This is a genomic window from Streptomyces sp. NPDC012769, assembly GCF_042901205.1.
Lineage (GTDB): Bacteria > Actinomycetota > Actinomycetes > Streptomycetales > Streptomycetaceae > Streptomyces.
The window spans coordinates 57,394-83,637 of the sequence record NZ_JBIBCP010000011.1 but is presented as its reverse complement, the minus strand read 5'-3'; the positions used below and the strand labels follow the sequence as shown (position 1 = coordinate 83,637).

General features: G+C 72.0%; 26 protein-coding genes and 1 pseudogene. 17 read left to right on the top strand and 10 right to left on the bottom strand.

Annotated features, from left to right (window positions below; all coding sequences use genetic code 11):
- Positions 1-64: 64 nt before the first annotated feature.
- The gene (locus ACFY7C_RS36375; protein ID WP_389659818.1) at positions 65-232 is read right to left on the bottom strand and encodes a hypothetical protein; all 168 of its coding nucleotides are present in this window, start codon (positions 230-232) and stop codon (positions 65-67) included.
- Between the two features lie 519 nt (positions 233-751).
- On the opposite strand from ACFY7C_RS36375, the pseudogene ACFY7C_RS36370 reads away from it, so the two are divergent.
- A pseudogene (locus ACFY7C_RS36370) lies at positions 752-986 on the top strand (IS630 family transposase); the annotation flags it as partial.
- A gap of 21 nt (positions 987-1,007) precedes the next feature.
- Here the strand turns inward: ACFY7C_RS36370 and ACFY7C_RS36365 are convergent.
- Both ACFY7C_RS36365 and ACFY7C_RS36360 read right to left on the bottom strand, forming a co-directional pair.
- A complete protein-coding gene (locus ACFY7C_RS36365) occupies positions 1,008-1,316 on the bottom strand; it encodes an immunity 53 family protein (protein ID WP_389659815.1) in 309 nt (102 codons plus the stop codon).
- A 65-nt stretch (positions 1,317-1,381) separates the two neighbouring features.
- Positions 1,382-2,461, bottom strand: coding sequence for a helix-turn-helix domain-containing protein (locus tag ACFY7C_RS36360; RefSeq protein ID WP_389659812.1), 1,080 nt, complete (start codon positions 2,459-2,461; stop codon positions 1,382-1,384).
- A 119-nt stretch (positions 2,462-2,580) separates the two neighbouring features.
- Between ACFY7C_RS36360 and ACFY7C_RS36355 the strand changes: the two genes are divergently transcribed.
- Together ACFY7C_RS36355 and ACFY7C_RS36350 are read left to right on the top strand one after the other, a co-directional pair.
- A complete protein-coding gene (locus ACFY7C_RS36355) occupies positions 2,581-3,477 on the top strand; it encodes an alpha/beta hydrolase (protein ID WP_389659809.1) in 897 nt (298 codons plus the stop codon).
- Positions 3,478-3,571: 94 nt separating this feature from the next.
- Complete coding sequence (locus tag ACFY7C_RS36350) at positions 3,572-4,819, top strand: serine hydrolase domain-containing protein (RefSeq protein ID WP_389659806.1); 1,248 nt, start codon at positions 3,572-3,574, stop codon at positions 4,817-4,819.
- A gap of 333 nt (positions 4,820-5,152) precedes the next feature.
- On the opposite strand, the gene ACFY7C_RS36345 is transcribed toward ACFY7C_RS36350, so the two are convergent.
- Entirely contained in the window at positions 5,153-5,719 is a 567-nt protein-coding gene (locus ACFY7C_RS36345; RefSeq protein WP_389659803.1) for a hypothetical protein, read from the bottom strand.
- A 572-nt stretch (positions 5,720-6,291) separates the two neighbouring features.
- Between ACFY7C_RS36345 and ACFY7C_RS36340 the strand changes: the two genes are divergently transcribed.
- On the top strand, positions 6,292-6,534 hold the full coding sequence (locus ACFY7C_RS36340) for a hypothetical protein (protein WP_389659801.1): 243 nt from the start codon (positions 6,292-6,294) through the stop codon (positions 6,532-6,534).
- On the opposite strand, the gene ACFY7C_RS36335 is transcribed toward ACFY7C_RS36340, so the two are convergent.
- Positions 6,531-6,689 carry a hypothetical protein gene (locus ACFY7C_RS36335; protein ID WP_389659798.1) on the bottom strand — a complete coding sequence of 53 codons (159 nt, stop codon included), beginning with the start codon at positions 6,687-6,689 and terminating at the stop codon, positions 6,531-6,533. The genes ACFY7C_RS36340 and ACFY7C_RS36335 overlap by 4 nt on opposite strands.
- 445 nt (positions 6,690-7,134) lie before the next feature.
- On the opposite strand from ACFY7C_RS36335, the gene ACFY7C_RS36330 reads away from it, so the two are divergent.
- The 7 genes from ACFY7C_RS36330 (at position 7,135) to ACFY7C_RS36300 (ending at position 14,669) form a co-directional block, all read left to right on the top strand.
- Positions 7,135-7,572 (top strand): hypothetical protein, encoded by a 438-nt coding sequence (locus ACFY7C_RS36330; RefSeq protein WP_389659795.1) that lies wholly within the window; start codon positions 7,135-7,137, stop codon positions 7,570-7,572.
- Positions 7,573-8,205: 633 nt separating this feature from the next.
- Entirely contained in the window at positions 8,206-8,799 is a 594-nt protein-coding gene (locus tag ACFY7C_RS36325) for a PadR family transcriptional regulator (protein ID WP_389659792.1), read from the top strand.
- Positions 8,796-10,562: a sulfatase gene (locus ACFY7C_RS36320; protein ID WP_389659789.1), complete on the top strand. Its 1,767-nt coding sequence runs from the start codon at positions 8,796-8,798 to the stop codon at positions 10,560-10,562. The genes ACFY7C_RS36325 and ACFY7C_RS36320 overlap by 4 nt, the downstream gene beginning before the upstream one ends.
- 116 nt (positions 10,563-10,678) lie before the next feature.
- The gene (locus ACFY7C_RS36315; RefSeq protein ID WP_389659786.1) at positions 10,679-12,031 is read left to right on the top strand and encodes an MFS transporter; all 1,353 of its coding nucleotides are present in this window, start codon (positions 10,679-10,681) and stop codon (positions 12,029-12,031) included.
- Complete coding sequence (locus tag ACFY7C_RS36310) at positions 12,028-13,035, top strand: formylglycine-generating enzyme family protein (RefSeq protein ID WP_389659783.1); 1,008 nt, start codon at positions 12,028-12,030, stop codon at positions 13,033-13,035. The genes ACFY7C_RS36315 and ACFY7C_RS36310 overlap by 4 nt, the downstream gene beginning before the upstream one ends.
- Before the next feature lie 35 nt (positions 13,036-13,070).
- Complete coding sequence (locus ACFY7C_RS36305) at positions 13,071-13,898, top strand: SGNH/GDSL hydrolase family protein (RefSeq protein WP_389659780.1); 828 nt, start codon at positions 13,071-13,073, stop codon at positions 13,896-13,898.
- A gap of 162 nt (positions 13,899-14,060) precedes the next feature.
- The gene (locus ACFY7C_RS36300) at positions 14,061-14,669 is read left to right on the top strand and encodes a hypothetical protein (RefSeq protein ID WP_389659777.1); all 609 of its coding nucleotides are present in this window, start codon (positions 14,061-14,063) and stop codon (positions 14,667-14,669) included.
- Positions 14,670-14,830: 161 nt separating this feature from the next.
- Here ACFY7C_RS36300 and ACFY7C_RS36295 read toward each other — a convergent pair whose 3' ends face one another.
- On the bottom strand, positions 14,831-15,058 hold the full coding sequence (locus ACFY7C_RS36295; RefSeq protein ID WP_389659774.1) for a hypothetical protein: 228 nt from the start codon (positions 15,056-15,058) through the stop codon (positions 14,831-14,833).
- A gap of 35 nt (positions 15,059-15,093) precedes the next feature.
- On the opposite strand from ACFY7C_RS36295, the gene ACFY7C_RS36290 reads away from it, so the two are divergent.
- The gene (locus ACFY7C_RS36290) at positions 15,094-15,633 is read left to right on the top strand and encodes a hypothetical protein (RefSeq protein ID WP_389659771.1); all 540 of its coding nucleotides are present in this window, start codon (positions 15,094-15,096) and stop codon (positions 15,631-15,633) included.
- A 307-nt stretch (positions 15,634-15,940) separates the two neighbouring features.
- Here ACFY7C_RS36290 and ACFY7C_RS36285 read toward each other — a convergent pair whose 3' ends face one another.
- The 3 genes from ACFY7C_RS36285 to ACFY7C_RS36275 all read right to left on the bottom strand — a co-directional run bounded on the left by ACFY7C_RS36285 (position 15,941) and on the right by ACFY7C_RS36275 (position 20,032).
- On the bottom strand, positions 15,941-17,410 hold the full coding sequence (locus ACFY7C_RS36285) for an amidase (protein ID WP_389659768.1): 1,470 nt from the start codon (positions 17,408-17,410) through the stop codon (positions 15,941-15,943).
- A 67-nt stretch (positions 17,411-17,477) separates the two neighbouring features.
- A complete protein-coding gene (locus ACFY7C_RS36280) occupies positions 17,478-18,785 on the bottom strand; it encodes an amidohydrolase (protein WP_389659765.1) in 1,308 nt (435 codons plus the stop codon).
- Entirely contained in the window at positions 18,782-20,032 is a 1,251-nt protein-coding gene (locus tag ACFY7C_RS36275; protein ID WP_389659762.1) for an MFS transporter, read from the bottom strand. The genes ACFY7C_RS36280 and ACFY7C_RS36275 overlap by 4 nt, the downstream gene beginning before the upstream one ends.
- A gap of 113 nt (positions 20,033-20,145) precedes the next feature.
- On the opposite strand from ACFY7C_RS36275, the gene ACFY7C_RS36270 reads away from it, so the two are divergent.
- Both ACFY7C_RS36270 and ACFY7C_RS36265 read left to right on the top strand, forming a co-directional pair.
- On the top strand, positions 20,146-21,189 hold the full coding sequence (locus tag ACFY7C_RS36270; protein WP_389659759.1) for an Lrp/AsnC family transcriptional regulator: 1,044 nt from the start codon (positions 20,146-20,148) through the stop codon (positions 21,187-21,189).
- 263 nt (positions 21,190-21,452) lie between these two features.
- Positions 21,453-21,824 (top strand): hypothetical protein, encoded by a 372-nt coding sequence (locus ACFY7C_RS36265; RefSeq protein WP_389659756.1) that lies wholly within the window; start codon positions 21,453-21,455, stop codon positions 21,822-21,824.
- A gap of 350 nt (positions 21,825-22,174) precedes the next feature.
- Here the strand turns inward: ACFY7C_RS36265 and ACFY7C_RS36260 are convergent, their stop codons facing one another.
- A complete protein-coding gene (locus ACFY7C_RS36260; RefSeq protein ID WP_389659753.1) occupies positions 22,175-22,555 on the bottom strand; it encodes a thiol-disulfide oxidoreductase DCC family protein in 381 nt (126 codons plus the stop codon).
- Positions 22,556-22,677: 122 nt separating this feature from the next.
- Here ACFY7C_RS36260 and ACFY7C_RS36255 point away from each other — a divergent pair, with 122 nt between their 5' ends.
- The 3 genes from ACFY7C_RS36255 (at position 22,678) to ACFY7C_RS36245 (ending at position 26,223) form a co-directional block, all read left to right on the top strand.
- Complete coding sequence (locus ACFY7C_RS36255) at positions 22,678-23,022, top strand: hypothetical protein (protein WP_389659750.1); 345 nt, start codon at positions 22,678-22,680, stop codon at positions 23,020-23,022.
- Positions 23,023-23,134: 112 nt separating this feature from the next.
- Positions 23,135-23,413 (top strand): hypothetical protein, encoded by a 279-nt coding sequence (locus tag ACFY7C_RS36250; RefSeq protein ID WP_389659747.1) that lies wholly within the window; start codon positions 23,135-23,137, stop codon positions 23,411-23,413.
- A 269-nt stretch (positions 23,414-23,682) separates the two neighbouring features.
- Positions 23,683-26,223 carry a hypothetical protein gene (locus ACFY7C_RS36245; RefSeq protein ID WP_389659744.1) on the top strand — a complete coding sequence of 847 codons (2,541 nt, stop codon included), beginning with the start codon at positions 23,683-23,685 and terminating at the stop codon, positions 26,221-26,223.
- Positions 26,224-26,244 lie beyond the last annotated feature (21 nt).

Genomic DNA, 26,244 nt, shown 5'->3' with positions numbered 1-26,244 from the left:
AGTTCTGGCGGGTTTCTTGCGTCTCTGGGTCGCACCCTTCAAGATCCCTCAGCCGAGACCTGGCTCACCCGTCCACAACCTCCCGGATCACCGCCCGGATCCCGCGCCGGCGCAGGCTGGTTCGGATGGCGCGGGACGAGGAGGCCTTGTCGGCCAGGACCACGTCCGGGGTGGTCCTGGGGCGGCCGATCGGCCGCGGCACCCGTGAGCGGGCCATGGCTTCGGGGAACACGGGTGCGTCATGTCCTGGGGTGAGGACGAACGCTGGGGGCCGGCAGTGGCTGTCCGCGGCGAGGTGGATCGTGGTGGTCAGTCCGCCGCGGGACCGTCCGAGGGCGTGGTCGTCCGGTTGGCCGGCCGGGTCCCTGTTGACGGGCCCCGGCCGGCGTATTGGTGGGCCCGGACGATGGTGGAGTCGACCGCGACGATCCAGTCGAGGTCGCCTTCGGTGTCGGCCTGGGCGAGCAGGGGGGTGAAGACGCGCTCCCAGGTTCCGTCGGCGGCCCGCTTCCGCAGCCGGTTGTGGGCGCCTTTCCATGATCCGAAGTGACGCGCCTGGGTAGGTCAATCCATGGCGTGGCGGTGCGGTACTTGTACGCGATCGCGTCGATCACCTCCCGGTGATCACGTCACCGCCCACCCCGCCGGGGTGTCCGGTCCGGCAGCAACGGCTTGATCCGCGCCCCCCACTGGGCGTCAGTCAGCGACACGCATCAACCAGCGATCAGATGATCCGAAGGAAGCGCCCTGCGCCTCCTGGGCGAACCTCATCGAGGCCCACTTCGGACCGCTGCGACAGTTCACCCTCGCCAACTCGACCCACCCGCACCTCACCGCCCAGACCCGGGGCCCTGCACGCCTACCTGCGCCGGCGGAACGACAACGCCCGCCACCCCGACGTCCTCGCCGCCCACCGACGCGCACGCGCCCGCATGCGCAGCGAGAAGAGCGTCCGATGGGGCGGCCGACCCGCGCTCGCAGTGTGACGGCCTCGCCAGCCACGTCACTTACGGGACGCTCACCGTCGCCCAGGTCCGGAACAGCGTGAGGGCCTCGGCCAGGTTGCCGGGTCCACACGCGATACGAAACTCCCTTTCGGCCGTCCAGGCCATCACCCAGTCGTGCTCGCCCCGAGTGATCCGCTGTCGCGGATATTCCCGGTCCGCCAAGTCCGTCTCCTCAAGATCAATTCTGACGGCCCAGCCCGGGTTGTCGAGCGTCTCGATCTTCACGCCCCATTCGTGTTCCCAGTCGCCGTCGCACTGTGAGGTGTACCAGCTCTGCAACCAGTCAAGGACATGCTCGGATTCGGACATGGACGCAGATGCTAAGCGAACGGCGCCTGGACCGACCAACCCGGCAAACCTTCCCGGCCACGGCCCTAGTCGCCGAGCAGCCGCCATGCTGTCAGGGCCACACGCGCTCGGGTCAGGCCCGTCGGGGTGGTGAGGTCCACGGACAGGGCTCTGCCGATCAGGGCGATGCGGCGGGCCACGCTGCTGTGGTGCAGGTGCAGGACGTCGGCGGCCCGGCGTAGCGACCCCGCCGCGCAGTACGCCTCCAGCGTGTCCAGGGCCTCCCGGCTCTCCCGGCTGTCTAGGGGCTCTTCCTCGGAGTTTCCCGGGTCTCCGGCCACCCGGACGAGCGCCGCGACGTCGGGGTTGCCGCGCAGTACCTCCCTCGGCACCTCCGCGAGCAGCGCCAGCGCGCCCAACTCCGCGTGGAGGAGCACTGGTTCGCGCGCGGTGGTCAGACGCAGGGCGGTGCGGGCCTCCCGCCACGCCAGATCCGGCTTGTCCGCCGCGCCGATGCCCGCGCGCACGCCCGCGGGGAACAGGGTCCGGTCCACGGCCGAGGCCAGGATCACGCCGACTTCGCCGATCCGCGCCGCCTTCACGGACCGGCCGGGGCAGACGACTCCGCCCACCTGGTCGAGCGGCAGTCGCGGCGACCGTACGGCGGCCACCCGGACCGGCGGCCCGGCGGCGAACCCGAGGAGCCGCAGCGCCCGCGCACGGGCTGGCTCGTCGGTCTCGGCGCTGACAACCAGCTCGACGAGCGCGGGGTCCGCCATGGTCGTACGGGCCGGACCGTACCGTTCGACGGCCCCCGCCACGGCGAGGGCCAGCCGGTCGAGCAGCACCTCGTCGAGCGGTCCGGCCGGGCCGGAGCGCTCCAGCCACACCCTGCCGATCTCCTCCTCGTCGAGGACCACCGGGGCAGTGCCGGACGCGGGCCCGGTCGGGCCGGCGGCCTCGCGGCCGTCCGGCGCGACGCGGATCGTCCGCCCGGTGCCGTGGAGACCCACGCCGGTGACGCACTCGGCGAGACCGGCCGAGGCCCGGGCGAGCGCGGAAAGGTCCACGCGCCTGCGCATCAGGGTGTCGTAGAACGCGACGATGCGGAGCGCGCCTTCGACGTGCGGATCGAGTCCGGACAGCCGTACGGCCAAAGCCTCCATGGCAGCAGGATAGGAGGACGGGCGGGCGGAGTGCGGGCGCCGATCGGCGCGCGATCGGCCTCGGATGCCCGACGGACGGCGAACGACCCGCGGCGGGCGGTTGCCCGAGGATGATCGTCATGGACCCCGAACTCGAAGCCTTCGTACCGTTCTTCCCCCGTACCGACCTCACCGACCCGGTCACCGCGCGGAAGAACTTCGGCCAACTGGCCGCCGCCGTACCGGTCCCCGACACCACGGACATGGAGATCGAGGACCACACGGTTCCCGCCGATCCGCCTGTGCCGGTACGGGTCTACCGCCCGCACCAGGCCCAAGGCGCCGTCGTCTGGCTGCACGGCGGCGGATTCCTCATGGGCGACCTGGACACCGAGCACCCGTGGGCCGCCCGCATCGCGGCCTCCTCCGGCGCTGTGGTGATCTCGGTGGGCTACCGGCTCGCCCCCGAACACCCCTACCCGGCCGCCCTGCACGACGCGTACGCCGTGCTGGAGTGGGCCGTCGCGCACGCGGCCGAACTGGGCGTCGAGCCCGACCGCATCGCGATCGGCGGCCACAGCGCGGGCGCCAACCTCGCCGCCGCGGTGGCCCTGCGGGCCCGCGACCGGCAGGGGCCGCCGATCCGTTTCCAGCTGCTCAACCAGCCGGGTCTCGACGATCGGCAGGACTCGTGGTCGGCGGTGAACTTCACGGACACGCCGTGGTTCTACCGGGAGAAGCTCACCGCCTCATGGCGGTACTACCTGGGCGGCGGCCCGGCGACGGCGTACAGCGCCCCGGCCCGCGCCGAGGACCTGACCGGCCTGCCTCCGGCCTACCTTGCCACCGCCGAGTTCGACCCGAACCGCGACGAGGGCATCGCGTACGCGCTGCGCCTGCTCCAGGCAGGGGTGTCGGTCGAGATCCACCAGTGGCCCGGCACCTTCCACGGTTCGCAGGCGATCCTCTCCGCCGAGGTCTCGCAGCGGCAGAACGCCGAACTCGGCGCCGTCCTGCGCCGGGCCCTTGCCGGATGAGGCCGGCCCGACGAGCTCCGAGCACGCACCCTCTCGCGTGCCGTCGCGCCACCCGCACCCTCCCGTCACACCCCACCGAAGGAAGGCGTACGCCGTGAAACTCCGATCGAAGATCCGCCTCTCCCTGATCGCCGGCGTGGCCGCGCTCACCGCCTGCGTGGGCACGGTCGCGGCCGCCCCCGCCCCGCAACCGGCGACGGCCGGGACGGCGTCCGGGGCGGCGTCCGGGGCGGCGGCGACGCCGAACCGCGTCGAGCCCGCACGGCTGCGCACCGCCCTGGACGCCGTCCACCGGGCGGGCGTCCCCGGAGTCTTCGGCGAGGTGCGGGACGCCGGCCGGACCTGGCGCGGGGCCTCCGGGGTCGCCGACCTCGCCACCGGACGGCCCGTGAGCCCCGACATGCGCCAACGCGTCGGCAGCATCACCAAGACCTTCACCGCCGCGGCCATCATGCAGCAGGTCGAGCGGGGCCGGATCCGGCTCGACGCGCCCGTCGGCAACTACCTGCCCGACCTCATGCCGGGGGAGCGGGGCAGGAGGATCACCGTCCGGATGCTCCTCAACAACACGAGCGGCATCCCCGACTACATCCCGTACGCGTTCCCCTCCCTCCAGCAGAACTCACCCACCAGCCTGGACGACAACCGCTTCCGCGAGTTCCGGCCGGCCGAGCTGATCGCGCTGGGACTCGCGGCGCCGCCCGCGGGCGAGCCCGGCGGCCCCACAGGCGTCTACTCCAACACCAACTGGCTGCTGCTCGGCCAACTCCTGGAACGGGTCACCGGTACCACCGCCGAGCGCTACATCACCCGACACGTCATCGACCGCGCGGGGCTGCGGCACACCCGGTTCCCGGACGGACCGTCGATCGACGGGCCGCACGCGCGCATGTACGAGTCCCTGTGGGGCCTGCTCGAACCGCCACGCGACTACAGCGTCTACAACATGTCGTGGACGGGCACGGGGGCCGCCCTCATCTCCACGATGGACGACCTCAACCGCTTCTACGCGCTGCTGCTCGACGGCAGGATCGTCAGCCGGTCGTCCCTGGCCCAGATGCAGCGCACGGTCCCGGTCCGCGCACTCGACGGGACGATGATCGAGTACGGCCTCGGGCTGCACAAGGTCGTCATCCCCGACTGCGGCACCTTCTGGGGCCACGACGGCACTGTGTGGGGAGCCGGCACGATCTCCCTGACCCGGGCGGACGGTGGCCGCCAGATGTCGATGGCGGTCAACCTCCAGCGCTGGAACCCCCGCAGCGCGGAGACAACCCCGCAGCCCCACCCCATCGACACGGCCCTGAAGACGCTGTACGACCGGTCCCTCTGCGGCGCGTAGCCCGCGTGCGGCGCGAGACCGCCGAGGCGCACCGGGAACGGGGGTCGGCTCCGGGCTCAGCGCCGCGAGGGGAGAGCGTCGGCCCTTCTCCACGGTGCGCAGCTGCTCCCAGTCGACCTCGGGGTGGGCGGGGACGACCGTGTCGAACGGAGACCGTGGTGTAGCGAGCGATGTCGGCGGCCAGCCGGTCGGGCAGGCCAGGAGGGCCTGGCGGGAGCACGAGGCAGTCCCGTCCCCGCCATGCCTTCTGTCGTGCAGTCAGGAACGGCTGGAAACGAAGCCGGCTTCTCGGACGGGGGAGCGGGGGGAGGGGGGCGGTCGAGCCTTGGTGGCTCAGGCTTCGACCTGTGTCCAGGTGTCGCCGGCGCGGAGCCAGAGGACCCCGTCGCGGCCCTGGGCGCAGCGCATGACGACCGGCCCGGGCAGTCGCAGCTTCTCCTGGCTGGTGGTCACCCAGGCATCGTCGACGAGCTCCGCGCGGTTCAGCTCGACGCCGGGACGGTTGTGGAAGCGGTGGGTGAGGAGCATCCGGGTGCCGCGGACGGCGATGCCGTCGGTGTCTCTCACGGGGTTGCGGTAGCTGGTGATGTCGCCGGTGGCGGGATCGACTCGGGACAGGAAAGGACCCTCGTGGCTGTACCAGGCGAGCCAGACCATGGCGTCCTCGGTGGCGCCGGCGCTTCCGCCGAGGGGCCATACGGGGAGCCGTCCCCGAGGGCCCCAGGTGTGGGTACCGTCGGTGTCCCAGCGGGCCAGGCCGGCACTGGTCTGCGGGTGGTCTCCGTAGATGCCCTCGTCACCGTACGAGGCCCAGATCCCGCCCTCGCGGTCGCTGACGAGGAAGTCGATGTCGTCGCCGATACAGAAGTGACTTACCGGATATCCCCCGGGGGAGTACACAACCGCGTTCCTCTCCCAGATCCCGTTCCGGTCCCGGCGTATACGGCCTGACGCCAGCAGGAAGCGTGACCACGAGAGCAGGGCCAGGTGGCTGGTCCTCGCGGTGATGCCGGTTACGGAGGTGCGGTGTTCCACTCCGCCCGAGACCACGACCAGTACACCGTCACACTCAGCCGCCACGCTCCATCCGACCCACCCCTTGATGTGCGGGGAACGGCGCAGGTCCCGTTCCTGGATCAGCATCACCGCGAGTTCGTTGCTCGGTCCGACGCTCCACCACAAGGCCCGCCATCCAGCTCGGGCATCCTCAGGGGGCAAGCTCCACACGACAGGCAGTTCGCCAAGAGTCATGGGCATTCACCTTTTGGACTCCAGGCCCCGACGGCGCCCGAAGAAATGTACGTTACCCGGCGGCAGCCGCGGCGTTTCGACCGCCCCGCCCGACGCACTCAGCAGGCCGGCGCGCCACCTGCGGATGGCCCGGCTTGATCCTCCTCGGCAGCAACGGCCCAACCCGGGCCCACCGCGAGGGCCTGTGACGTACCCGGAGGAGCAGGGTCGTGGGACCCGGCATGACTCCCTGCAGCAGCGTGGCGTCGACGCCGTTCCTGGTCGCCCTGAACGACGCGGCCTGTCTCATCGCCTGCTGCCACGCCTGCCTGCGCGTCGGTCCGGCCGCCGCTCTCGACGGCCCGCTGGAACCGCTGCATGAGGCCGCACGTGCCCACCTCGCCGAGGCGCACCCGGAGGCCGCGGGCGACGCGTACGGGACCGAGCCGTGCGGGGTCGGCGCCACCCCTCTCCCAGCCTGCTAGCGCTGCTGGAGGCCGTCGTCGAAGACTGCGGTCCCACAGTGCAGATCGGTCAACTCCCAGAGCCGCTCTGCGACCGCGTCGCGGACGTCGCCGGGCAGGGTGACCGAGACCGTGGTGGTGGACTCCGGCCCCGGAGTACCGGGGTGAAGCTCCACCGGTCCGAACGCTCGCCCTGAAGAACGCCTTCATGCTCCCCAGCACCCCTTGGGCTTCCTCCAGAACAGCGCCGGCGCCACTGGGGACGGTGATGCTGACGCGCGGGCGCGTGCGAGGTGCCACGACGAACCTCCCCGGAGAGCCACGCGGCCAGGATCCTCCCGGCGCGCCTGTCGCTCGTGCGCAGTCCTCGACGGCGGTCACTGAGTATGTGACTCGGACGCCCCGCGTTCGTTGACCCGGGCGTTGCGGCAGAGATGAGTGTGGGGATGCCAGGGCTGGTTCTCCGGGCCCTGGAGTGGCTGGTGCGAGGTCGAGCCTCTGCAGCTGCTGCGGTCGGCGACCCGGGCGCAGCAGGACCTGCTCAGCAAGACTGATACGCGGCTGATCCGGCAGCGGCGGGGCCGCGTGTTGCCGAGTGTCACGATGCAAGGAAGGGCTTTGGTGCACGCTCACACCGCCATGCGTTCGGGCCGGGCGCCCGGTGCGGTTCCTGTCATCGGCCACCTGGGGCAGTTGTTGCTCAGCCCGCTCGATTTCGCCGCGTCCCTGGGGACTCATGGCGACCTGGTGGAGATTCGGCTGGGACCGCTGCGGGCCTTCGTGCCCTGGCATCCCGAGTTGCTCTGGCAGGTCCTGACCGATGACCGCACGTACGACAAAGGCGGCCTGTTCTTCACTCGAGCCCGGCGGCTGTTCGGCCACGGTCTGCCTCTGTGCCCGCACAGCGAGCACAGGCGCACTCGCCGGCTCATGCAGCCGGGCTTCGCAACCGACCGGATGGCCACCTACAGCACAGTCATGGAGGAGGAGATTGCGCAGCTCCTAGGTGGGTGGGGAGCGGGCCGATGGAGACCAGGGCCAGCTGGTGTTCGGCCGTGAACTGCCCCAGCGGCTCGCACTGGGCCAGGGAGCCGTCGTTTTCGCTCGCCGCCCTGGAGCCGGCCGCCGCCGGACGGGGACCGGGTACTGCCAGCGGCGGTGGCGCGGGTCGCCTCGGCCCGGTCCACCACCCCCAGCTCACGGTCATGGGTGTCGACACACTCGACCAGTTCACTCAAGCCCGCGTCCGTCCGAGCGGGGAAAGCCAGGCACCGCCCCGTTGACGACGTAACGTGCCAAAGTTTCCAGCTCGCACGCACCCCGCGAGTCGAGGCAGCCCCGATCGAGGCAGCTCTCGCCTCCTCGACAAACTCCGAGGCCGTGCGAAGGAGCCACTGATCGGCACCCCTGTCGCGGATCAGTGTGCCCACTTCGGCAAGTTCGTCCACCTCCGGTTCATGGTCACTCATCAGGAACTGCCTGATCCGGTCCTGCACCGTTCCCTGGCCTTGCGGGGCGTACACCACGGGAAGAGAACGCTTGCGCAGCCGCAGGTCCCACAGGTGTCCCGTGTCGTCCATGAACGGCGTAATACGGCCTTGATAAGTGCCTGTCGGATCCATTGACCCCGCCCCTCCGCAGGCCCTACAACACTCTTCACATAGATGAGAATGCACATAGGGGTGTGGTGGGGTGAAGTTCGATTACGTGCTGCTCGCGTTGCTCGCCGGGCGTCCCCGGAGCGGCTTCGACCTGGGCCGTTGGGTGGAGACCGAGGGCCAGTTCCTGCGGTCGCGGGCCCATCACAGCCAGATCTACCGGCTGCTGGGGCGGATGACGACCGACGGCTGGGTGACGTTCGAGGTGGATCCGCGCGAGGGGCGTCCCGACGCGAAGGTCTACCGGCTCACCCCGATCGGCCGGGACGTGCTGTGGGAGTGGGTGCACTCGCCCTACGAGCCGACCAGCCGGTTCCAGGATCCTGACTTCCTGGCCCGGTTCGCCTTCACCGCGCCGCTCGACCGGCAGGCCGCGCTCCGGCTGGTCGACACCGAACTCGACTACCGGCGCGCCCAGATCGCCCGCAACCGAGATCGCGACCGCACGCTGCGTTTCGAGGACCCGCTGCCCGAGATGGACCAGGAGCTGGCCCAGGAGGTCTTCGACGAGCTGCACGCGTACGGCGCGGCCGCGGTCGACACCTGGGTGGCCTGGCTGGAGGGCATGCGGCGCCGCCTCGGCCAGGACCGCCCGCCGGAACGCGACAGAGAGGGACACTCCGCATGAAGGCCATCATGGTCATGTTCGACAGCCTCAACCGGCGCATGCTGCCGCCGTACGGATCCGACTGGACGCACGCGCCGAACTTCGCCCGCCTCGCCCAGCGAGCCGTCACCTTCGACAACGCCTACGCGGGCTCGCTGCCGTGCATGCCGGCCCGCCGTGAGCTGCACACCGGCCGGTACAACTTCCTGCACCGCAGCTGGGGACCGCTGGAGCCGTTCGACGACTCCATGCCCGAACTGCTGAAGCAGAACGGGGTCTACACCCATCTGGCCAGCGACCACCTCCACTACTGGGAGGACGGCGGAGCGACGTACCACGGCCGCTACAGCACGTGGGAGTTCTTCCGCGGGCAGGAGGGCGACCCCTGGAAGGGCCACGTCGCGGACCCGGAGATGCCGGAGGGGCTCAAGCGAATGCGTACGCCCGCCTACCGGCAGGACTGGATCAACCGCTCGTACATACCGACGGAGGACCGGCATCCCCAGACGCTGACCTTCGACGCCGGACTCGAGTTCGTCCGTACGAACAAGGACGCGGACCGGTGGTTCGTGCAGATCGAGACCTTCGACCCGCACGAGCCGTTCTTCTCCCACCAGAGGTACAAGGACCTCTACCCGCACGAGTACGACGGGCCGCACTTCGACTGGCCCGACTACAAGCGGGTGACCGAGACCGAGGACCAGGTCGCGCACGCCCGGTACGAGTACGCGGCGCTGTTGTCGATGTGCGACCGGTCGCTGGGCCGGGTCCTGGACATGATGGACGAGCTGGAGCTGTGGGACGACACGCTCCTGATCGTCAACACCGACCACGGCTTCCTGCTGGGTGAGAAGGGCTGGTGGGCGAAGTGGGTGCAACCCTGGTACAACGAGCTCGTCCACCTGCCGCTGTTCGTGTGGGACCCCCGCTACCCGGAGGCCGCCGGCGGGCGGCGCGAGGCGCTCGTGCAGACGATCGACCTGGCGCCGACGCTGCTGGACTTCTTCGGCGTGGAGCGCCCGGCCGACATGCAGGGCTCCCCGCTGCCCGTCGCCGAGGACACACCCGTACGTGAGGCGGGGCTGTTCGGGGCGCACGGCGGACACGTCAACGTCACCGACGGCCGGTACGTGTACATGCGGGCGCCCGTCTCGTCCGACAACACGCCCCTGTACGAGCACACGCTCATGCCCACCCACATGCGGGGGATGTTCAGCCCGGCCGAGCTCGCCGGCGCTGAGCTCGCCGAGCCGTTCCCCTTCACCAAGGGCGCCCCCGTGCTGCGGACCCGCGGGCGGGCTCTGCTCAACCCGTACCTGCACGGAACGCTTCTGTTCGATCTGGCAACCGATCCCGAACAGCTGACGCCGCTGGTCGACGACGAGCTCGAGCTGAGGATGGCGAGCCTGCTGGTGGAGGCGATGCGAGCGAACGCGGCGCCGCCGAGCCAGTACGGGCGGCTCGGGCTGCCGGCCGACGGGCCGGTCACCGACAAGCACCTGCTCGTGCGCGCGCAGCGGGAGCAGGCCGAGCGGGCAGCGGAGCCGCTGCCGCGCCCGGAGGAGTTCCCGGTCGGACGGGTGTCGCTGCGGACGCCGATGCGGACGCTGATGGCCGACCCGGTCACCGCCGTCGTCCTGCGCCGACACCTGCCCGCTCTCTTCGACTCCGAACTCCTGCAGCTGCTCGGACCGATGCCGCTGATCGACGTCGCCGCGGTGGCCGCCGGTTCCATGCCCCGCGACGCCCTGACGGCGGTCGCCCAGGAACTCGCCGCGCTCTGACGGCGTGAGCGGAACGGCCGGTGACGGGGTGGCCGCCCCGTCACCGGCCGAGACAACCCCGATTTCCCCGTGCATCTCCCGCGAAGAGACCACACACGAACAGAGAGCGAGGCGTCATGCCCGAGCTTATCCACGAACCCGGCAGAACCGGACCGACCCGGGCCCCCTCCACGCGCGTCCCTGGCCGGTGGCGACAGCTGTCGCTGCTCGGCGGCGCGATGCTCGTCGACAACACCGAGGCCGGCATGATCGGCGGCCTGTTCCCCGTCATCCGCCAAGCCCTCGGACTCTCCCTCGGCGCCCTTGGGGTCCTGACCGCCGCGGGTAAACTCGTCGGCGTGATCACCACACCCCTGTGGGTGTGGGCAGCCCACCGCTGGTCGCGCAAGACCGTACTCGTCGTGTGCGCGGGCCTGTGGGGTGTGTGGGGCGTGGCCGCCGGCTTCGCCCAGAACTTCACCCAGCTCCTCCTCTTCTCCACCCTCCTTGCCGCCGGCTACGCCGGCGCCCACCCGATCATCACCACGCTCGTCGGCGACCTCTTCGACAGCTCGTCGCGAGGCCGCGCGGTGGGCATGCTGTTCGGGGCGACCGCACTGGCGTCCTCCGTGTTCGCCGCACTCAAGGGACAGCTGGCAGGGGTCGAGGACGGCTGGCGGTGGGGGCTCTGGGCGATCGGCGCGTTCAGCATCCTCTTCGGCCTGGCGATGTGGCGGTTCCTGCGCGACCCGGGCAGCGGGGCCGCCGAGACCCAGCTCGCCGACCTCGACCCCGCCGCTCGCGAGGCCGCCGTCAGCGCCTTCGTCACCCGCCACCAGGTCGTCTCGCTGGTGAAGATCCCCACCTTTGTGGTCCTGCTGGTCTCCCGGCTGCTCTCGGGCCACCTGCTGGTGTTCTCCTTCGCCGTTGTCTTCCTCGTCGAGGCGTACGGCTTCACCACCCAGGTCGCGTCGGTCGTGCTGATGCCCATCGGCCTCGGCTACTTCGCCGGGACACTTCTCGGCGGCCTCACCGCCGACTGGGCCGCCCGGATCAGCCCCCGCCACGGCCTGCCCGCCGTCCTGCAGACGGCCCAGATCCTCTTCGCCGTCCTCGCCTTCTTCGGCACCCAGTTCGTCTACGGAGGCATCGGCCTGTACGCGCTGTTCTTCGGCCTCATGGGCATCGCGCAAGGCGTCAACCCCGGCATCAACCGCCCGATGATCATGGCGATCGTCCCGCCCGAGCTGCGGCCCGCCGCCTTCACCCTCTACATCTCCGTCTTCGAGGCCATCGCCTGGGCCCTGTTCGGCCTCGGCGCCGGCTTCCTCGGCGACGCGATCGGCCTGCGCCCCGTCTTCCTGTGGATCCTGGTCATCCTGATGCTCGTCAACGGAGCGTTCCTGACCCTGCTGCACCGCACCTACGCCCGTGACGCCGCCCGCATGCAGACCGAACTCGACAAGCGACGCGAGCAGGCCCTCTCATGACACCGGAGCCCCGCGCGCCGGAACAGGGCGACGAGGCGGCGCGACACGCCCCCAGCACGCCCGCCGCCTGCTGCACGCCCGGCCGTTCTCCCCATCGGCCCGCCGCACCGCTTCGGCTGCTCTCGTCACCACCGCCCGGCCACCACGCGTCGGCCGCCGGGATGGTGCGGCTGCCCGGCGGGGAGTTCCTCATGGGGACCGACGACGCGGAGGGCTTTCCCGGCGACGGCGAGGGACCCGTCAGGACAGTGCGGCTGAAGCCGTTCCTGATCGACACCTGCGCCGTCACCAACGACGCCTTCGCCCAGTACGTCGCCGACACCGGCTACGTCACCGAAGCCGAACGCTTCGGCTGGTCGTACGTGTTCGCCGGATTCCTGCCCGCGGCCCTACGCCGCGCCGCCCCCCGCCCTGAGCGCACGCCGTGGTGGTGCGGGGTGTCCGGGGCCGCCTGGAACCGGCCCGAAGGGCCCGGCAGCACCCTGGACGGTCGCGGAGACCACCCCGTCGTCCACGTGTCGTGGAACGACGCCGCGGCCTACGCGTCCTGGGCCGGCAAGCGCCTCCCCACCGAGGCCGAGTGGGAGTACGCCGCCCGCGGGGGCCTGGAACAGAAGCGCTACCCCTGGGGCGACGAGCTCGACCCCGACAGCACCCACCGCTGCAACATCTGGCGGGGCACCTTCCCCACGAAGAACACCGCCGCCGACGGCTTCCGCGGCACCGCGCCGGCCGACGCCTTCGAACCGAACGGATACGGCCTGTACAACACCTCGGGCAACGTGTGGGAGTGGTGCGCCGACTGGTGGACCACCGATCATCCCGCCCGGCACCCCCTGGTCGATCCGACCGGCCCCGCCACCGGTACCGCGAAGGTCATCCGGGGCGGCTCCCACCTGTGCCACCGCTCCTACTGCAACCGCTACCGCGTCGCCGCCCGCACCGCGAACACCCCCGACAGCACCAGCGGCCACGCCGGATTCCGCTGCGCTCGCAACGCCTGAGGAACCCGTCCCGCACGCACCGCCAGGAGACCACCATGCGCAAGAGCCGTACCTTCGGCATGCCCAGAATCCGCGTCCGTGCCCTCGCCGCCGTCCTCGCTGCACTGGTGACCACGGCCCTCGGCACCACCACCGACTCCGCACATGCCGCCCCGACCGCGGGGGTCCACTACGTGGCTCTCGGCGACTCGTACTCCGCCGGCGGCGGCTCCTCCAGCACCTACCTCAACGACTGCAACCAGAGTGTCAACTCCCACCCGCACCTCTACGCGCAGCTCACCGCCCCCGACACCTTCGCCTTCCAGGCGTGTGGCGCTGCGAAGAGCACCGACGTCCTCGACAAACAGCTGACCCCCCTGAACGGCACCACCACCCTGGTCAGCATGACCATCGGCGGCAACGACATCGGTCTCGGCACGGTCATGACCACCTGCCTGTTCGGCAGCGACGCCGCCTGCCTCGAGGCCATCGCCACCGCCGAGACCACCGCGCACGCCGAGCTCCCCGGCAGGCTCGACACCCTCTACGACGCCATCCGCACCCGCGCCCCACAGGCCCGCGTCGTGGTCCTCGGCTACCCGAGGTTCTACCACCTCGCCGTTCCCGACTGCCCCGGCATCAGCGCCACCAAGCGCACCGCGCTCAACAACGGAGCCGACATCCTCAACGGCGTGATCCGCGACGAGGTCGCCCAGCACAGCGGCTTCGTCTACGCAGACGTCGCCGCCCGCTTCACGGGCCACCAACTGTGCGACAGCAGCCCCTGGCTCCACGCCCTCAACTGGCCCATCGGCCAGTCCTTCCATCCCAACGCGGCCGGCCAATCCGGCGCTTACCTGACCGCGCTCCAGGCCGCTGCCTGACCGGATCGCCCATCCCCGAACGAGGCACGCTGACGGCCCGGGCCCCGCGTCGTGCGGGACCCCGGCTGGTGGTCTCCATCCGCTGCCAGGTCGGCATGACGGGTCCTCCAGCTCGATGGCCAGGAGCTGCTGCATGTCCCGTACGGCGAGCGGCGCGCCCAGTTGGAGCATCTGTTCGCCGATCGCGGCCTGGGTGCCCCGTGGACGCTCTGTCCGCAGACGACCGACGTGGCGACGGCCAAGGAAAGGCTGACGTCCTGGACACAGGTGCCCGGCGTCGAAGGACTGGTGATCCGGGGGAGCGGCCAGCGGTACGTGCCGGGAGCCCGTGCGCTCTACGAGGTGCGCCGCCGGGACACCACCGGGGCGGTGGTCGCCGCCATCACCGTGACCGTGCGCCGGCCGCAGACGCTCGTGCTGGGCCGCCTCGATGAGACCGGGGCGCTGCGGCCGGTCGGCCGCGGTACGCCGTTGCTGCGGGACGTTGCGCGCGCCCTGGCCGGCCGGCTGACATCAGCAGAGCCCGGACATCCCTCGGTGGGCGTGCGGTTCACGACCTCCTGGAGGTCGCAGGCGCCGCTCGACGTCGTGCTGGTCGAACCGGAGCTGGTTGCCGAGATCACGGTGGACACGGCGCTGGAGCGCGGGGCGTGGAGGCACCCGGTGCGCTTCGCCCGGCTCCGGCCGGACGTCGCCGCCCCGACGTCCCGGACTTCGGGGAGGGCGCCGAGCCCGCCACCGGTGACCGGCCGTGCCCACCGCCCCCGATGAGGTCAGGGGCCGGCGAGGATGTCGTGTCCGCCGATGCGGCGCCAGAGGACGTATACACGCGGCGCCTTCGCGCGCCACCACCTGCTTGCCGAAGCCCGGCGTCACCTCTCCTACGTCCTGCGCGGCAGCCGCCACGAACCCGGCCTGGACGAACGGATCGTTCAGGCGACGACCACACCCGCCCCGTGGCGTGCGGCCGGAGGATGACCGCCGACCTGCGTGCCCTGTACCCGAGGGACACCGAGGACCAGGCCGGCCGTGCTGCGCCCGCTGACCCGCAGCCGTACGGCGGCCCGTACGAGCGGGCCCGCCTCGCCGCCGGCGCCCTGGCCGCCCGGGTCCGCGCCGCGCGGCGAGCGGAGCGCCTGGGCTCGCGTCCCCGTCCGCACACCGTCGCGGTGCCCGCCGCCTTGAGCCGGACCATGTGGTCGAAGTCGGCGCGGCGGACCCGGAGGCGGGCGGCGGCCTGCTCGGGTCCGAGCGGGTGTCGGCGGCGACCAGTTTGCGCGGCGGCAGACCTCCGGGACCTGGCCGGGTGGTGCAGCGCCCCGTCCGGGTTCGCGCTCAGGTCGACCAGGAGGCCGCGGTCGGCGAACCGGCGCACCACGAACGCCGTCACATGCGCTTTCTCGCCGTGAATGGTCTGGGTCGGGGTGCCGAGCGCGTCGGCGATCCGGTCGGCCGCCGCGCCGCCGGAGATCGGCGGGGAGAGCATCGCGGCCCGCGCATCCGCACCCTGCTGCAGACGACCGGCCACACCGCCTACGAGCCGGACGACCACGCCACCGGCACCGACTGGGCGCGGGAACGGCAGGGGCACCGGCAGGGACTCCTTGCCGCCTTCGCTGCGCACCGGGAGCAGCGGCGCCGGGAGCGCGCCGCCACCATGATCCAGTTCTGGCTGACGACGGACCAGGCCGGACCGCTGCAGCACGCCGCCGGCGCCGGTCTGACCCTGGAGTAGCTCCTTGCCCACCTGGCCGCCCGCGTCGAGGCCGGCCCCGACGGCACACTGTCCGTTCCCGCCTTCGACCCCGACCACCCCTGACCGGCACCCATCTGGTGGCACAAGCGGCTCAACGTGATCGGCTCGCCCTGGGCGCCGGTCCACACCTGCCCCGCCGATCTCCTCACCGACCCCAGGCTCAGGCCCGCGGTTTCTTCCACGAGCCGCACACGAGCCCTCGGCCACCACACAGGCACGCTTCCCCGTCACGTTCGGCGCGGCCCGGCACCTTCCGCCGGGCCGCCCCAGCCCTCGGCGAGCACACTCAGGAGCTGCTCGCGGAACTCGGCCCGACCCGGGGTAGGGGGTCCGGGGTGTAGGTCCAGGGCCGGAGCCGCTCCAGGGCCTTGCCGATCCGGAAGACGGTCGGGTCGTCGTAGGTGTGACCGACGATCTGGACGCCTGTCGGGAGGCCCCAACTGGATCGACCGCTGGGCACGTTGAGGACCGGGCAGCGGTTGTTGATGTTGAAGGGGGCGGTCATGGCCGCCCACAGGGGCTCGCCGTGGTCCTCGCCGTTCACCACCAGGCGGCCCAGGAGGTCGTCTCCGGCGGGCAGACCGGGAACGGCCGTCGTCGGGCAGATCAGGGCGTCGAACGGTGCCATCGCCTCGGCCAGTTCGCGCTGCAGTCGTGTCTCGACACGCAGGCCGTCGAGGTACGAGACCCGCTCGCGGGCCTCCGCCATGGTGTCCGCGAAGGCCGCCGCGTAGACCGACATCCGGTCGCGGTGCTTCGCCTCGACCTCGGAGACGAGAGCCCCGAAGATCGTGGAGAAGTGCGCGGCGAGGCTGAGGAGGAGGTCGTCCTTGGTCCAGGGGAGCTCGATCTCCTCGACGACCGCGCCCGCGTCGGCGAGGGCACGGGCGACCGCTTGGGTGTTGTCCTCGATCTCCGGATGGACGTCGTACGCGCCCAGGCGGAGGCACAGGGCGATGCGCATCCCCTCGACCGTGTCGTACTCGGCCGGCAGGACGAGCTTGGGGCGCAAGGACACGTGGTCGCGCGGGTCGGGGCCGACCAGGACGTTGGCGAAGGTGACGCAGTCGTCGACGGTCCGGGCCATGGGGCCGTCGCCCCGGTAGTGGTCGGCGGAGAGCGGCGCGACACCGGGGATCCGGCCGTAGGGGGCCTTGAAGCCGACGGTGCCGGTGAAGGCGGCGGGGATGCGCGTGGAGCCGCCGATGTCGGAGGCGGAGGCCAGGAGGGTGGAGCCTGCCGCGAGCGAGGCCCCCGCGCCCCCGGATGAGCCGCCGGGGGTGAGGTCAGGGTTCCAGGGGTTGCGGGTGACGCCCCACAGGCGGCTGTGGGTGAAGGTGGCGATGGAGAACTCGGGGGTGGTGGTGCGGGCGTGGATGATGCCGCCGGCCCCCAGGATGCGGTCGATCACCGGCGCGTTCTCGGTCGCGGTGACGCCGGCGCGGACCAGCGAGCCCTCGGTGAGGGAGCGCCCGGCGATGGCGTGCTTCTCTTTGGTGGCGACCGGGATGCCCTCCAGCGGGCGCGGCGTCAGGCCGCCTTTGCCGAGAAACCGGTCCTCGGCGTGCCGGGCCTGTTCGAGCGCCTCGTCGAAGAGTCGCTCGGCGAAGGCGTTGACGACCGGTTCGGTCTGCTCGGCGCGGTCGATCACCGCGCGCATCAGCTCCACGGGGGACAGCTCGCGGGCCGCGAAGAGCCGTCGGGCGTCGGTGGCGCTGAGGTAGGCGAGATCGGAGCCGGGGTTCTGCTTGCTCATGGGGAAGCCTTTCCGGAGGGCCGGGGGCGGGAAGGGGGAGGGGGCGGCCGGTCCGCGGGGCGGTACGTCAGGCCTCTTCGCCGGTGGCGGGCCGGGAGCCCTCGGGGCACAGCCACGGGGCGGCCGCCGCGAGCAGGGCGGTCACGCCGATCCCGATCGTGGGGTCGGGTACGGGGGCGAAGTACGGCGAGTGGTTCGCGGGGACGGTCGCGGGGAGGCCGTCCTGGAGCAGTCTCTCCGGGTCGGCGTCCCGGAAGAGCGCAGGGTCGGCGCCGCCGAAGTGCCAGAAGACGGAGGGGACGCCGAGAGCGGTGCCGAAGACGCCGAAGTCCTCGCTACCGGTGAGGGTCTGGGGCAGGGTGAAGACGCGTTCCCGGCCGAAGGCCCCGGCGAGCGCCGTCAGGACGGTGTCGGTGGCCCGCTCGTCGTTGACGGTGACGGGGAAGGAGTTGAGGGCGGTGATCTCGGGGTCCTTCGGGGCGCCCGAGGCAGCGGCCTCGGCGCGGACGATCCGTTCGACGGCCGCGAGGACCCGGTCCCGTACCACCGGGGTCGTGGAGCGGATGTTGATCCGCAGCTCGGCGGTGTCGGGGATGATGTTCTCCTTGGTGCCCGTGTGCAGCGATCCGACGGTGACCACCGCGGTCTGCGCCGATCCGGTCTCGCGGGAGACGATCGTCTGGAGCCGCATGACGACCGCGGCGGCCATGACGACCGGGTCGACGGTCGTCTCGGGCGTCGAGCCGTGTCCGCCGCGGCCGAAGAGGCGGACCCGCAGGCTGTCGGAGGCGGCCATCACCGGGCCGGGCCGGGTGCCGACGAAGCCCACGGGCGCGGGGGCCACGTGCTGGCCGAGGCAGACGTCGGCGCGCGGGAAGCGGTCCACGAAGCCGTCCTCGATCATCGCCGGCGCGCCGCCGACCTCCTCGGCGGGCTGGAACACGGCGACGACGGTGCCGCGCCACGCCCCCCGGGCCGCGGCCAGCTGGGCGGTGGCGCCGAGGAGGCAGGTGACGTGCATGTCGTGGCCGCAGGCGTGCATCACGGGCACCTCGTCGCCGTCGCCGTCGACTGCGGTCACCCGGGAGGCGTACGGCAGTCCCGTCCGCTCCCGGACCGGGAGCCCGTCCATGTCAGCACGGAGCAGGACCACGGGGCCCTCGCCGTTGGCCAGGACTCCGACGACACCGGTGCCGCCGACGCCCTCGGTGACGTCCCAGCCCTGCCGGTGCAGCCGCTCGGCGACGATCCGCGCGGTGCGGAACTCCTGGAAGGACAGTTCGGGGTGGGCGTGCAGGTCCTCGTAGACGGCCCGCAGATCCGGTATCCGGGCGGGGAGCGCGGCCAGGAGGCGGGGGAGGGAGGCGACGGTCACGGGTGCTCCTTAGCGAGCGCGGGAACGGGGGACGCGCCGATGGCGGTCCGGAACGAGGCGGCGTCCTGAGGGGTCAGGAGGGCCATGACGGCGGCGATGACGGCGCCCAGGACCAGGGAGGCGAAGGCCACCTGGTAGGAGAAGGCGTCGGCGAGCGCTCCGACGACGGGCGGGACGACCATGCCGGCCACCTGCCCGCCGAGGACGACCACCGCGCTGCCCACACCGACCTGTTCCGGGGCCAGCCCGCTCAACGGGACTGCGAGAACGGGCATGTAGCAGAGGGCCACGGCGACCGAGGCGAGCGTGCCGAAGACGGCGAAGCCGGTGAGCGAGGACGAAAAGGCGGTCAGGAGCAGTGCACCAGCGGCCACCGTCATGCCGGGGACGATCACCTTGCGGTGGTGGCCACCGAGCCGGTCCGAGATCCGGCCGCCGACGACGATCGCGCCGGCCGCGGCCAGTGCCGGGACGGCCACGAGGGTCCCGGCCGTGGCGAGGGAGACGTGGTGCTCTTCGACGAGGTAGGAGGGCACCCAGGTGTTGAAGCCCCAGACGATCGCGCTGTAACCGAACATCAGGGCACTGAAGCGCCAGACCACACCCAGTCGCAGGACTCCGGACGCGGCGGGGCCGGCGGCGCCCGTCGTCGGCCCCGTACAGGGCAACGGGGCGGGGAGCCGCATCCGTATTGCCACGAGGACGAAGATGCCGAGCGCCGCCGTCGAGAAGAACGCCGACCGCCAGCCGAAGGCCGCGATCAGTGGAGCGGCGAGGAGCGGGGTGAGGACACCCGCGACCGCGTTGGAACTCATGATCCAACCGTTGGCGGCCATCCGTTCGCCCGGTGGGGTCCGCTCGACGAGGACCTTCAGCGAGGCAGGCGGGAAGACTCCCTCAGCGGCACCGAACGCGAACCGCAGGACGAGCAGGACGGCGAACGACCAGGCGAAGCCGGTCAGCGCGGTGAACGCGGACCATGCGAGCAGGGCCCAGAGCGTGACGCGGCGCGCGCCGTATCGGTCGGCGAGCATCCCGCCGGGTATCTGGGCGAGCGCGTAGGCGAGGAAGAACGCGGAGACGACCAAGCCCTGCTGACCCCGGCTGAGGCCGAACTCGGCGCCGAGGGAGGGCAGGGCCAGATTGATGACGAGCCGGTCGGCATAGTCGACCAGCCAGGCGGCGAACAGCAGGACGATCGTGGTCCGCACGGTTCTCCGGGCGGACTGCGGGGACGGAGCAGACACGCGGCACCCCTCATCACCGTGGCCGAAACTGGGCATCGGCCGGAAGTGCCCCTACGATCCGGCCTGTGGCCACAATCCCCGGAGAATTGCAGGAAAACATCAGAGAGGACACCTTGACGCCGGATTCCCGCGACACTCATGCGAACGTACGCTTCTCCGAGCTGGACCTCGCGCTCGTCGACGCCCTGCAGGCCGCCCCCCGGGCGCCGTGGTCGCAGATCGGCAGGGCGCTCGGGGTCGACGCGACGACGGTGGCCCGCCGCTGGGAACGGCTGCGCCTGAACGGTCTGGCCTGGGTCACCGCGTACGACCCGGCGAAATCCGCCACTGTCGCCTACGTCGAGGTACGGTGCCGGCCGCGGTATCTCGACGCGGTCAGCCGCGCCCTGGCCGACATGCCCTGGGTCTTCAGCGTCGACGAGGCGGCCGGTGACTTCGACCTCCTGGCGTCCGTCGTCGCCGCCGACCTGCCGTCCCTCGGCCGCTCCGTGCGCGGTTTGATCGGCGGGCTGAAGGGTGTCCGGTCTACCCGGACCCGCCTCGGAATCACGCTGTACGGCGAAGGCGGGGACTGGCGGATGCGGGCCATGGAACCCGCCGGGCGTGCGGAACTCTCCGCTCCGCGAGCGGCGGGATCGACCGTGTACAGCGCCCGCACGCACCGCCCGTCAGCACCGGAGGACCAGGCCCTGCTCGCGGCCCTCGGCGTCGACGGACGCCTCGGCTACACCGAGCTCGGGGCGAAGGCCGGGATGAGCGAACACACCGCACGCCGCCGGCTCCAGCGGATGATCCGAGACGGCGACATCACCTTCCGCTGCGACCTGGCCCATCCCCTCGCGGGGCTCTCGACGGTGGTGCTCTACCGCACCGCCGTCCCTCACACCCACCTCGCGGCCACGGGCAAGGCACTGGCTCGGATGGAGGAGGTCCGCCTCGCCGTCTCTGTCAGCGGCTCCGACAACCTCCTGGTGATGCTGTGGCTCCGTGGCCTGCACGGGATCGACCCCTTCGAGGCACAGCTCGCCGAGCGCTTCCCCGAGCTGAGGGTGAGCGACCGCACCGTCCTCCTCCACTCCCGTAAACGCATGGGCCGCCTTCTGGACAGCACCGGCCGAGCCACGGGTCACGTCCCCTTCGCGATGCCCCGTGTGTGATTCGCGGCAGACGGCGCGAGTCGGGTGACGGGAACCTGACCGCGGCGGCGTTCACGGCCTCGCACGCTGCTTGCGCAAGCGCCTGTCAGGACAGGACGATGGCGGCCTGACACGAGGTGGCGGCGCGATCCCGGCGCCGCTGCTCCCGGTGGGCGGCGAACGCTGCGAGGCGTTCTGCCGGCACCCCTCCCGTTCCTGCGGGGGATCCGCCGGGCGACCTCTGGCACGCCCTGGCCCAGCTCCACCACACCCATCCCGACCCCGTGGGCCGCGTCGGACAGCTCGCCCGCCCGACCGGGCTGCTGTCCTTCACCGCGGCGGCCGACACCATGCTCGCGGCCCGGGTGCAGCTGTCCGGCGCGGAGACGGTGTACGACGTGAACGACACGCTCCGCGCGATGGCCGGTGACCTCCCGCACGCTCACTTCACCGGCCCTGGCGTCGCCCTGCAGGTCACGCTTGGCAGACGGCAGGAACTCCCGGTCCAGGCGGCGCACACCATCGGCCTCACCCGGCTCTTCCGGCACGCCGCCGGCACCATCAGGGCCCGCAGCACGCCGGGAGGCGGTCGGTGTTTCCATTGTGACGGGACGGGACGTGCCCGCCCGCCGTGGGAGCCGGCCGGGCACGCGTGAGCGGAACGCAAGGAGAACGCCCGCGCCCTGGGCCGCCACGTGAACCCGCCCTGCAGGGGAGCAGGGGGAACGATGCCGCGAACCTGATGAACACCAGAACCATGAAGGCCCAAGCGTTCTGCGTACGATGCGGCAGCGCAGATGACGACATCCGTGATCCGCTCCATCCCAGGCTCGCAAGACGGCCTTCGGCCAGGGGCCGGTTCAGGATGCTGGAGCCGATCCGGTGCCATGGAGGGCGGTCGGGGGCGGTGACGGGCGGGTCTGAGCGGGAGCGCGGCTGGGGCTGGTGAGGCGGCGAGTTCGCCGGCCGGTGTCGACGTCTCGGTGCGCGGAGATGACGGGCCCGGTCATCCGGGGCGGCGGGGCGCGGTGCAGGTGGGGGTTCCTCCTGGCAGCCGGTGGCGGTGGGCCGCGATGAGCCGGTAGATGCCCCGGGCGGCCCAACGCATGCCGGGCAACAGGAGCACCGCACCCAGAGGTGTCCAGACGCCACCCGCGCTCAGAAGGGCCTTCGCCACGGCCCGGGGCCCGCCGTCCACCGCTCCCGAAGGCGTCACCCACAACACCTCGTACGCGGCACGCTCGGGCGTGACGCCGAGAGCGTCGAGGTCTGTGAACTGCCACGGAACGATCTCGCAGCGCGGCCGCACACGCCGTTCGGCGAAGTTCGCCGCCGTGGTGCAGAAGCCGCAGTCTCCGTCGTAAACGAGCACAGGCCGAGAGCGCATACCTCCATCATGCTGCGCCGCGCCGCCGGGATCGCGCCGACGCCTCCCTGGCCTTTCCCGCCCCCGGCGTGGAAGCGGCGTGCCGACGGTCCGCGAGGGTGGGCGTCTGTCAGGGTGGAGAGGTGACGGCTGATGCGCCAAAGCCCGCCCGCACCCCCGACGGACGGTATGTGATCATCGACGGTCGGCGCTGGCGGGCCACGGACCCCGACGTGCCCGAGGACGTGGCCGCCCGGCTGCGGTCCCACCTCATGGCCGCTCGCCGCGCCGTGGCCGCGGCCCGCCGCGCCCAGGACACGGCTGCCGAACGTACCGCCCGCGACCGCGTGCACACCGCGAAGGTCGCCCTCGGCGAACGCGGCACGCCCTGGTGGGACCAGCAGGAGCCCGAGCGCCGCGCCCGCTGGAGCGACGGGCTGGCCGCACTCGACCGGCAGGGTGACCAGGCGGACGCCGACGAAACGTGAGCGAGCCCGGGCCACGGTACAGGGGCCCCGGAATGGCCGTGCCCGAGGCATCTCCGAATCGGGCGCACCAAGATCACTTCCCCGCAGCGCCGAACCCCGTGTCCTTGAGCGTGTGAGCGAGCAGCTTGCCGACGAGCGGGCCTTGGCCGCGCCGGCGCCGGGGCAGGGGGGCGGTCGGGCGGTGATGCTGATTTCGCATCGCGAGCCGGGCGTGGAGGCGACTGTGCTTCCGTCGGACCATCACGGCACCCTCGCCGCCGTGCGGCAGGCTGCCGGGTCAGTCATGGCCCGGCAGGTCGGCGAGATGCGGCTGCGTCGTCACCAGGTCTGCTTCCGGGTGCGCACGGGCCCGCCGGCGGATGGCGTCGATCGCGGCCTGGTTCGCCGGTAGGCCCCAGCGCAGTCTCGTGGCCACCCACTCGCCGAGGCAGCGACGCCGTGGGCGGCGGCGCCATCGCGGCGACGGGGGCGGGAGTGCTGGAGGGGCGTGGCGGTGGGTGGGCGGAGGTTCCCGGCGTAGCGGGAAGGTCCCCGGCCCGGCAAGGAGGCCGTCGAGTCGGGGGTCGAGAGCACCCTTCGCCCGTACAACCTTTCGGGCGGTGGGGAGTCTTGTCAGTGCAACAGCGGTGACAAGACATGTGGGGGGCGCGGATGCGTCGTATGACGAGACGGTGGACCCGGGTGACCGGAGTGGTCTGCGGGGCCGCAGTGGCCGCCGCGACGCTCGCGGCCCCGGCCGGCGCGGAGGACAGCGACGGACCGGCGGCCGCGGCCGGCGGACCGGCGGTCGAGGTCCCTGCGTCCGGAGCTCGGGACGCAGGCGGCGCCGGCCGGCTGAGCAGTGGCGAGAGCGCCGTGCTCGACCGCGGCGCGCTGCGCGTGTCCGGAGCGGACGGCACGCCCTCGGGGCCGTACTCCTTCGCCCGCGTCGGCGGCCGGACCGAGGTCACCCCGACCGGCCGCCGCACCCCGCAGTCCACGACGCCGCTCGCGACGACCGGTACGGCGACCGGCGCGGCGCCGAGCGCGGTCACCGCGGGCGTCCAGCGGGTGAAGATCGACCTGGTCAATACGTACCACTTCGGCGGCCTCATCCACGTCTGGGACCGCAATACCTGGCAGTACCACGACGTGCGCGAGGAGCAGTTCGACGACTTCGGCACGGTCGACCTGCCCGCGGGCGACTACCTGGTCATCGGTCTCTACTCCAACTGGCAGCAGCCCAGTCACATGCTGGCGAAGACCTTCACCGTCGGCGCGACGGCGACGACCGTGACGCTGGACGCCAGGCTGTCGAAGCCCGCCCGGGTCGCCGTCGACGACCCGACCGCCACCCGGCAGTCGGCGGTCGCCTGGTACTCGCTGCCGAACAACCGCGACCTCGTCGGCTTCGCCGGCGGCGACGGCAACCCGATCTACGTCACCCCGCTGTCCCTCACCGGCCTCACCCTGAACCTGCACGAGGTCATCGGCCGCAAGGGCAGCACGGAGAACCGCCCCAGCCCCTATCGCTACGACGTGCTGCAGCGCTTCCGCAACGGTACCCCCGCGGACCCGGTGGCCCAGGTGCGCACCGCCGACCTGGCCCGGACCCGGACCACCGTCCGGGCACCCGGCGCCGGTCTCACGGCGCAGCTCAGCGTCACCCCGCGCACGGGCGAATGGACCGGAGTGTACGTCCCCGGGCCCATCCCCACCGGCGGTACCTTCACGCACTACATCACGCCCGGCCTCCCCTACGGTCGCATCCTGGCCCACGGCGGCCAGGACGCGCACCTCCCCGACCTCGCGGCGACCTCCGGGCCGACCGAGCTTCCCGCCGAGACCTACGGGCACGCCCCCTTCGGTGTCAACGGCGGCCGCTACCCCGTCTCCTCCTGGAACCGGGGCACCTTCCGGCTCCGCGAGCACGGGCCCATCAACGGCACCGGCGGTGTGTACGGCACCGACCACAACGCCCGGCACACCTTCGAGGTGACCGCCGAGGGCCGGCACCTCGGCAGCTCCGGGGTACTGAGCAGCTTCGACAGCTACCAGCTCCCCGTCGATTCCTACGCCACCTACGGCATCCGGCACACCGTCACCCGCGAGAGTTTCCCCAGCCGGCTCTCGCCGCGCGTCACGACCGACTGGCTGATCTCGTCGAGCAACCTGAACCCGTACGACTCGACCGGCCTGCCGGTCGTCGACGTCACCGTGGGCGTTCCCACGCTCGACCTCCACAACCGCGCCGCCGCCGGACCGGTCGCCGTGCACGTCGACGTCAAGAACCGCCTCGCCTCCTTGACCGCGACCCTGGGCTCCGTCGAATACTCCTTCGACGACGGGGCGACCTGGCACACCGCGCCGGTCTCCGGCGACGGCGGCGCCTCCGGCACGGCCACCGTCGACGTACCGGCCGACGCGGCCTTCGTCTCGCTGCGGGTCTCCGGCACCGACAACAACGGCGGCAGGGTCACCCAGACCCTGACGCGCGCCTTCGCCGGCCCGGCGCCCGCGACCGCGCTGCGCAGCGGCGCCCTCGCGGTCAGCGGAGTCACCGTCAACAACGGCTCGGCGCTCATCGCGCCGCAGACCGGCACAGCGACCTTCCCCGCCCGGTTCGTCGTCAACAGCGCGACGGGCATCGAGTCCGCCGCGGTCACCCTGCACCACGGCGGCTACGACCGGCCCGACGGCCTGCTCCACGCACCGGCCTCCTGCACCCGGCGATCCACCACGACGTACTACGACTGCACCACCCAATTCACCGTGAGCGGCCCGGGCCTCGGCCTGAACAAGCTGGTGGGCACCTGGTCTGCGGGCGTCTTCGTCCAGGGCACCGACCGCGCCGCCCAGTACCAGGGCCCGGCGCCGGCCGGAGGCATCCTGATCCGGCGCGCCTCCGCCCTGGCCCTGGCCTCGGTCACCCCCCAGCCGGTCACCCGCGGCGGCACGCTCACCGTCACCGGCCGGCTCACCGGCGCCGCCTGGGAGTACGGCGCGCAGAACGGCCTCGCCGGCCAGAAGGTGGAGCTGCAGTTCAAGAAGGCGGGCACCGGCACCACCTGGTCGGTCGTCGCCACCGGTCTGACCGGCTCCACCGGCTCCGTCAGCCTCAAGCGTGCCGCCTGGAACGACGGCTCCTGGCGACTGGTCTACGGCGGCAGCGCCACTTCAACCTGGGCGCCCTCGCCCGCGGACTACGTCGACGTACGCTGACGTCCTCCCAGACAGCGGAGC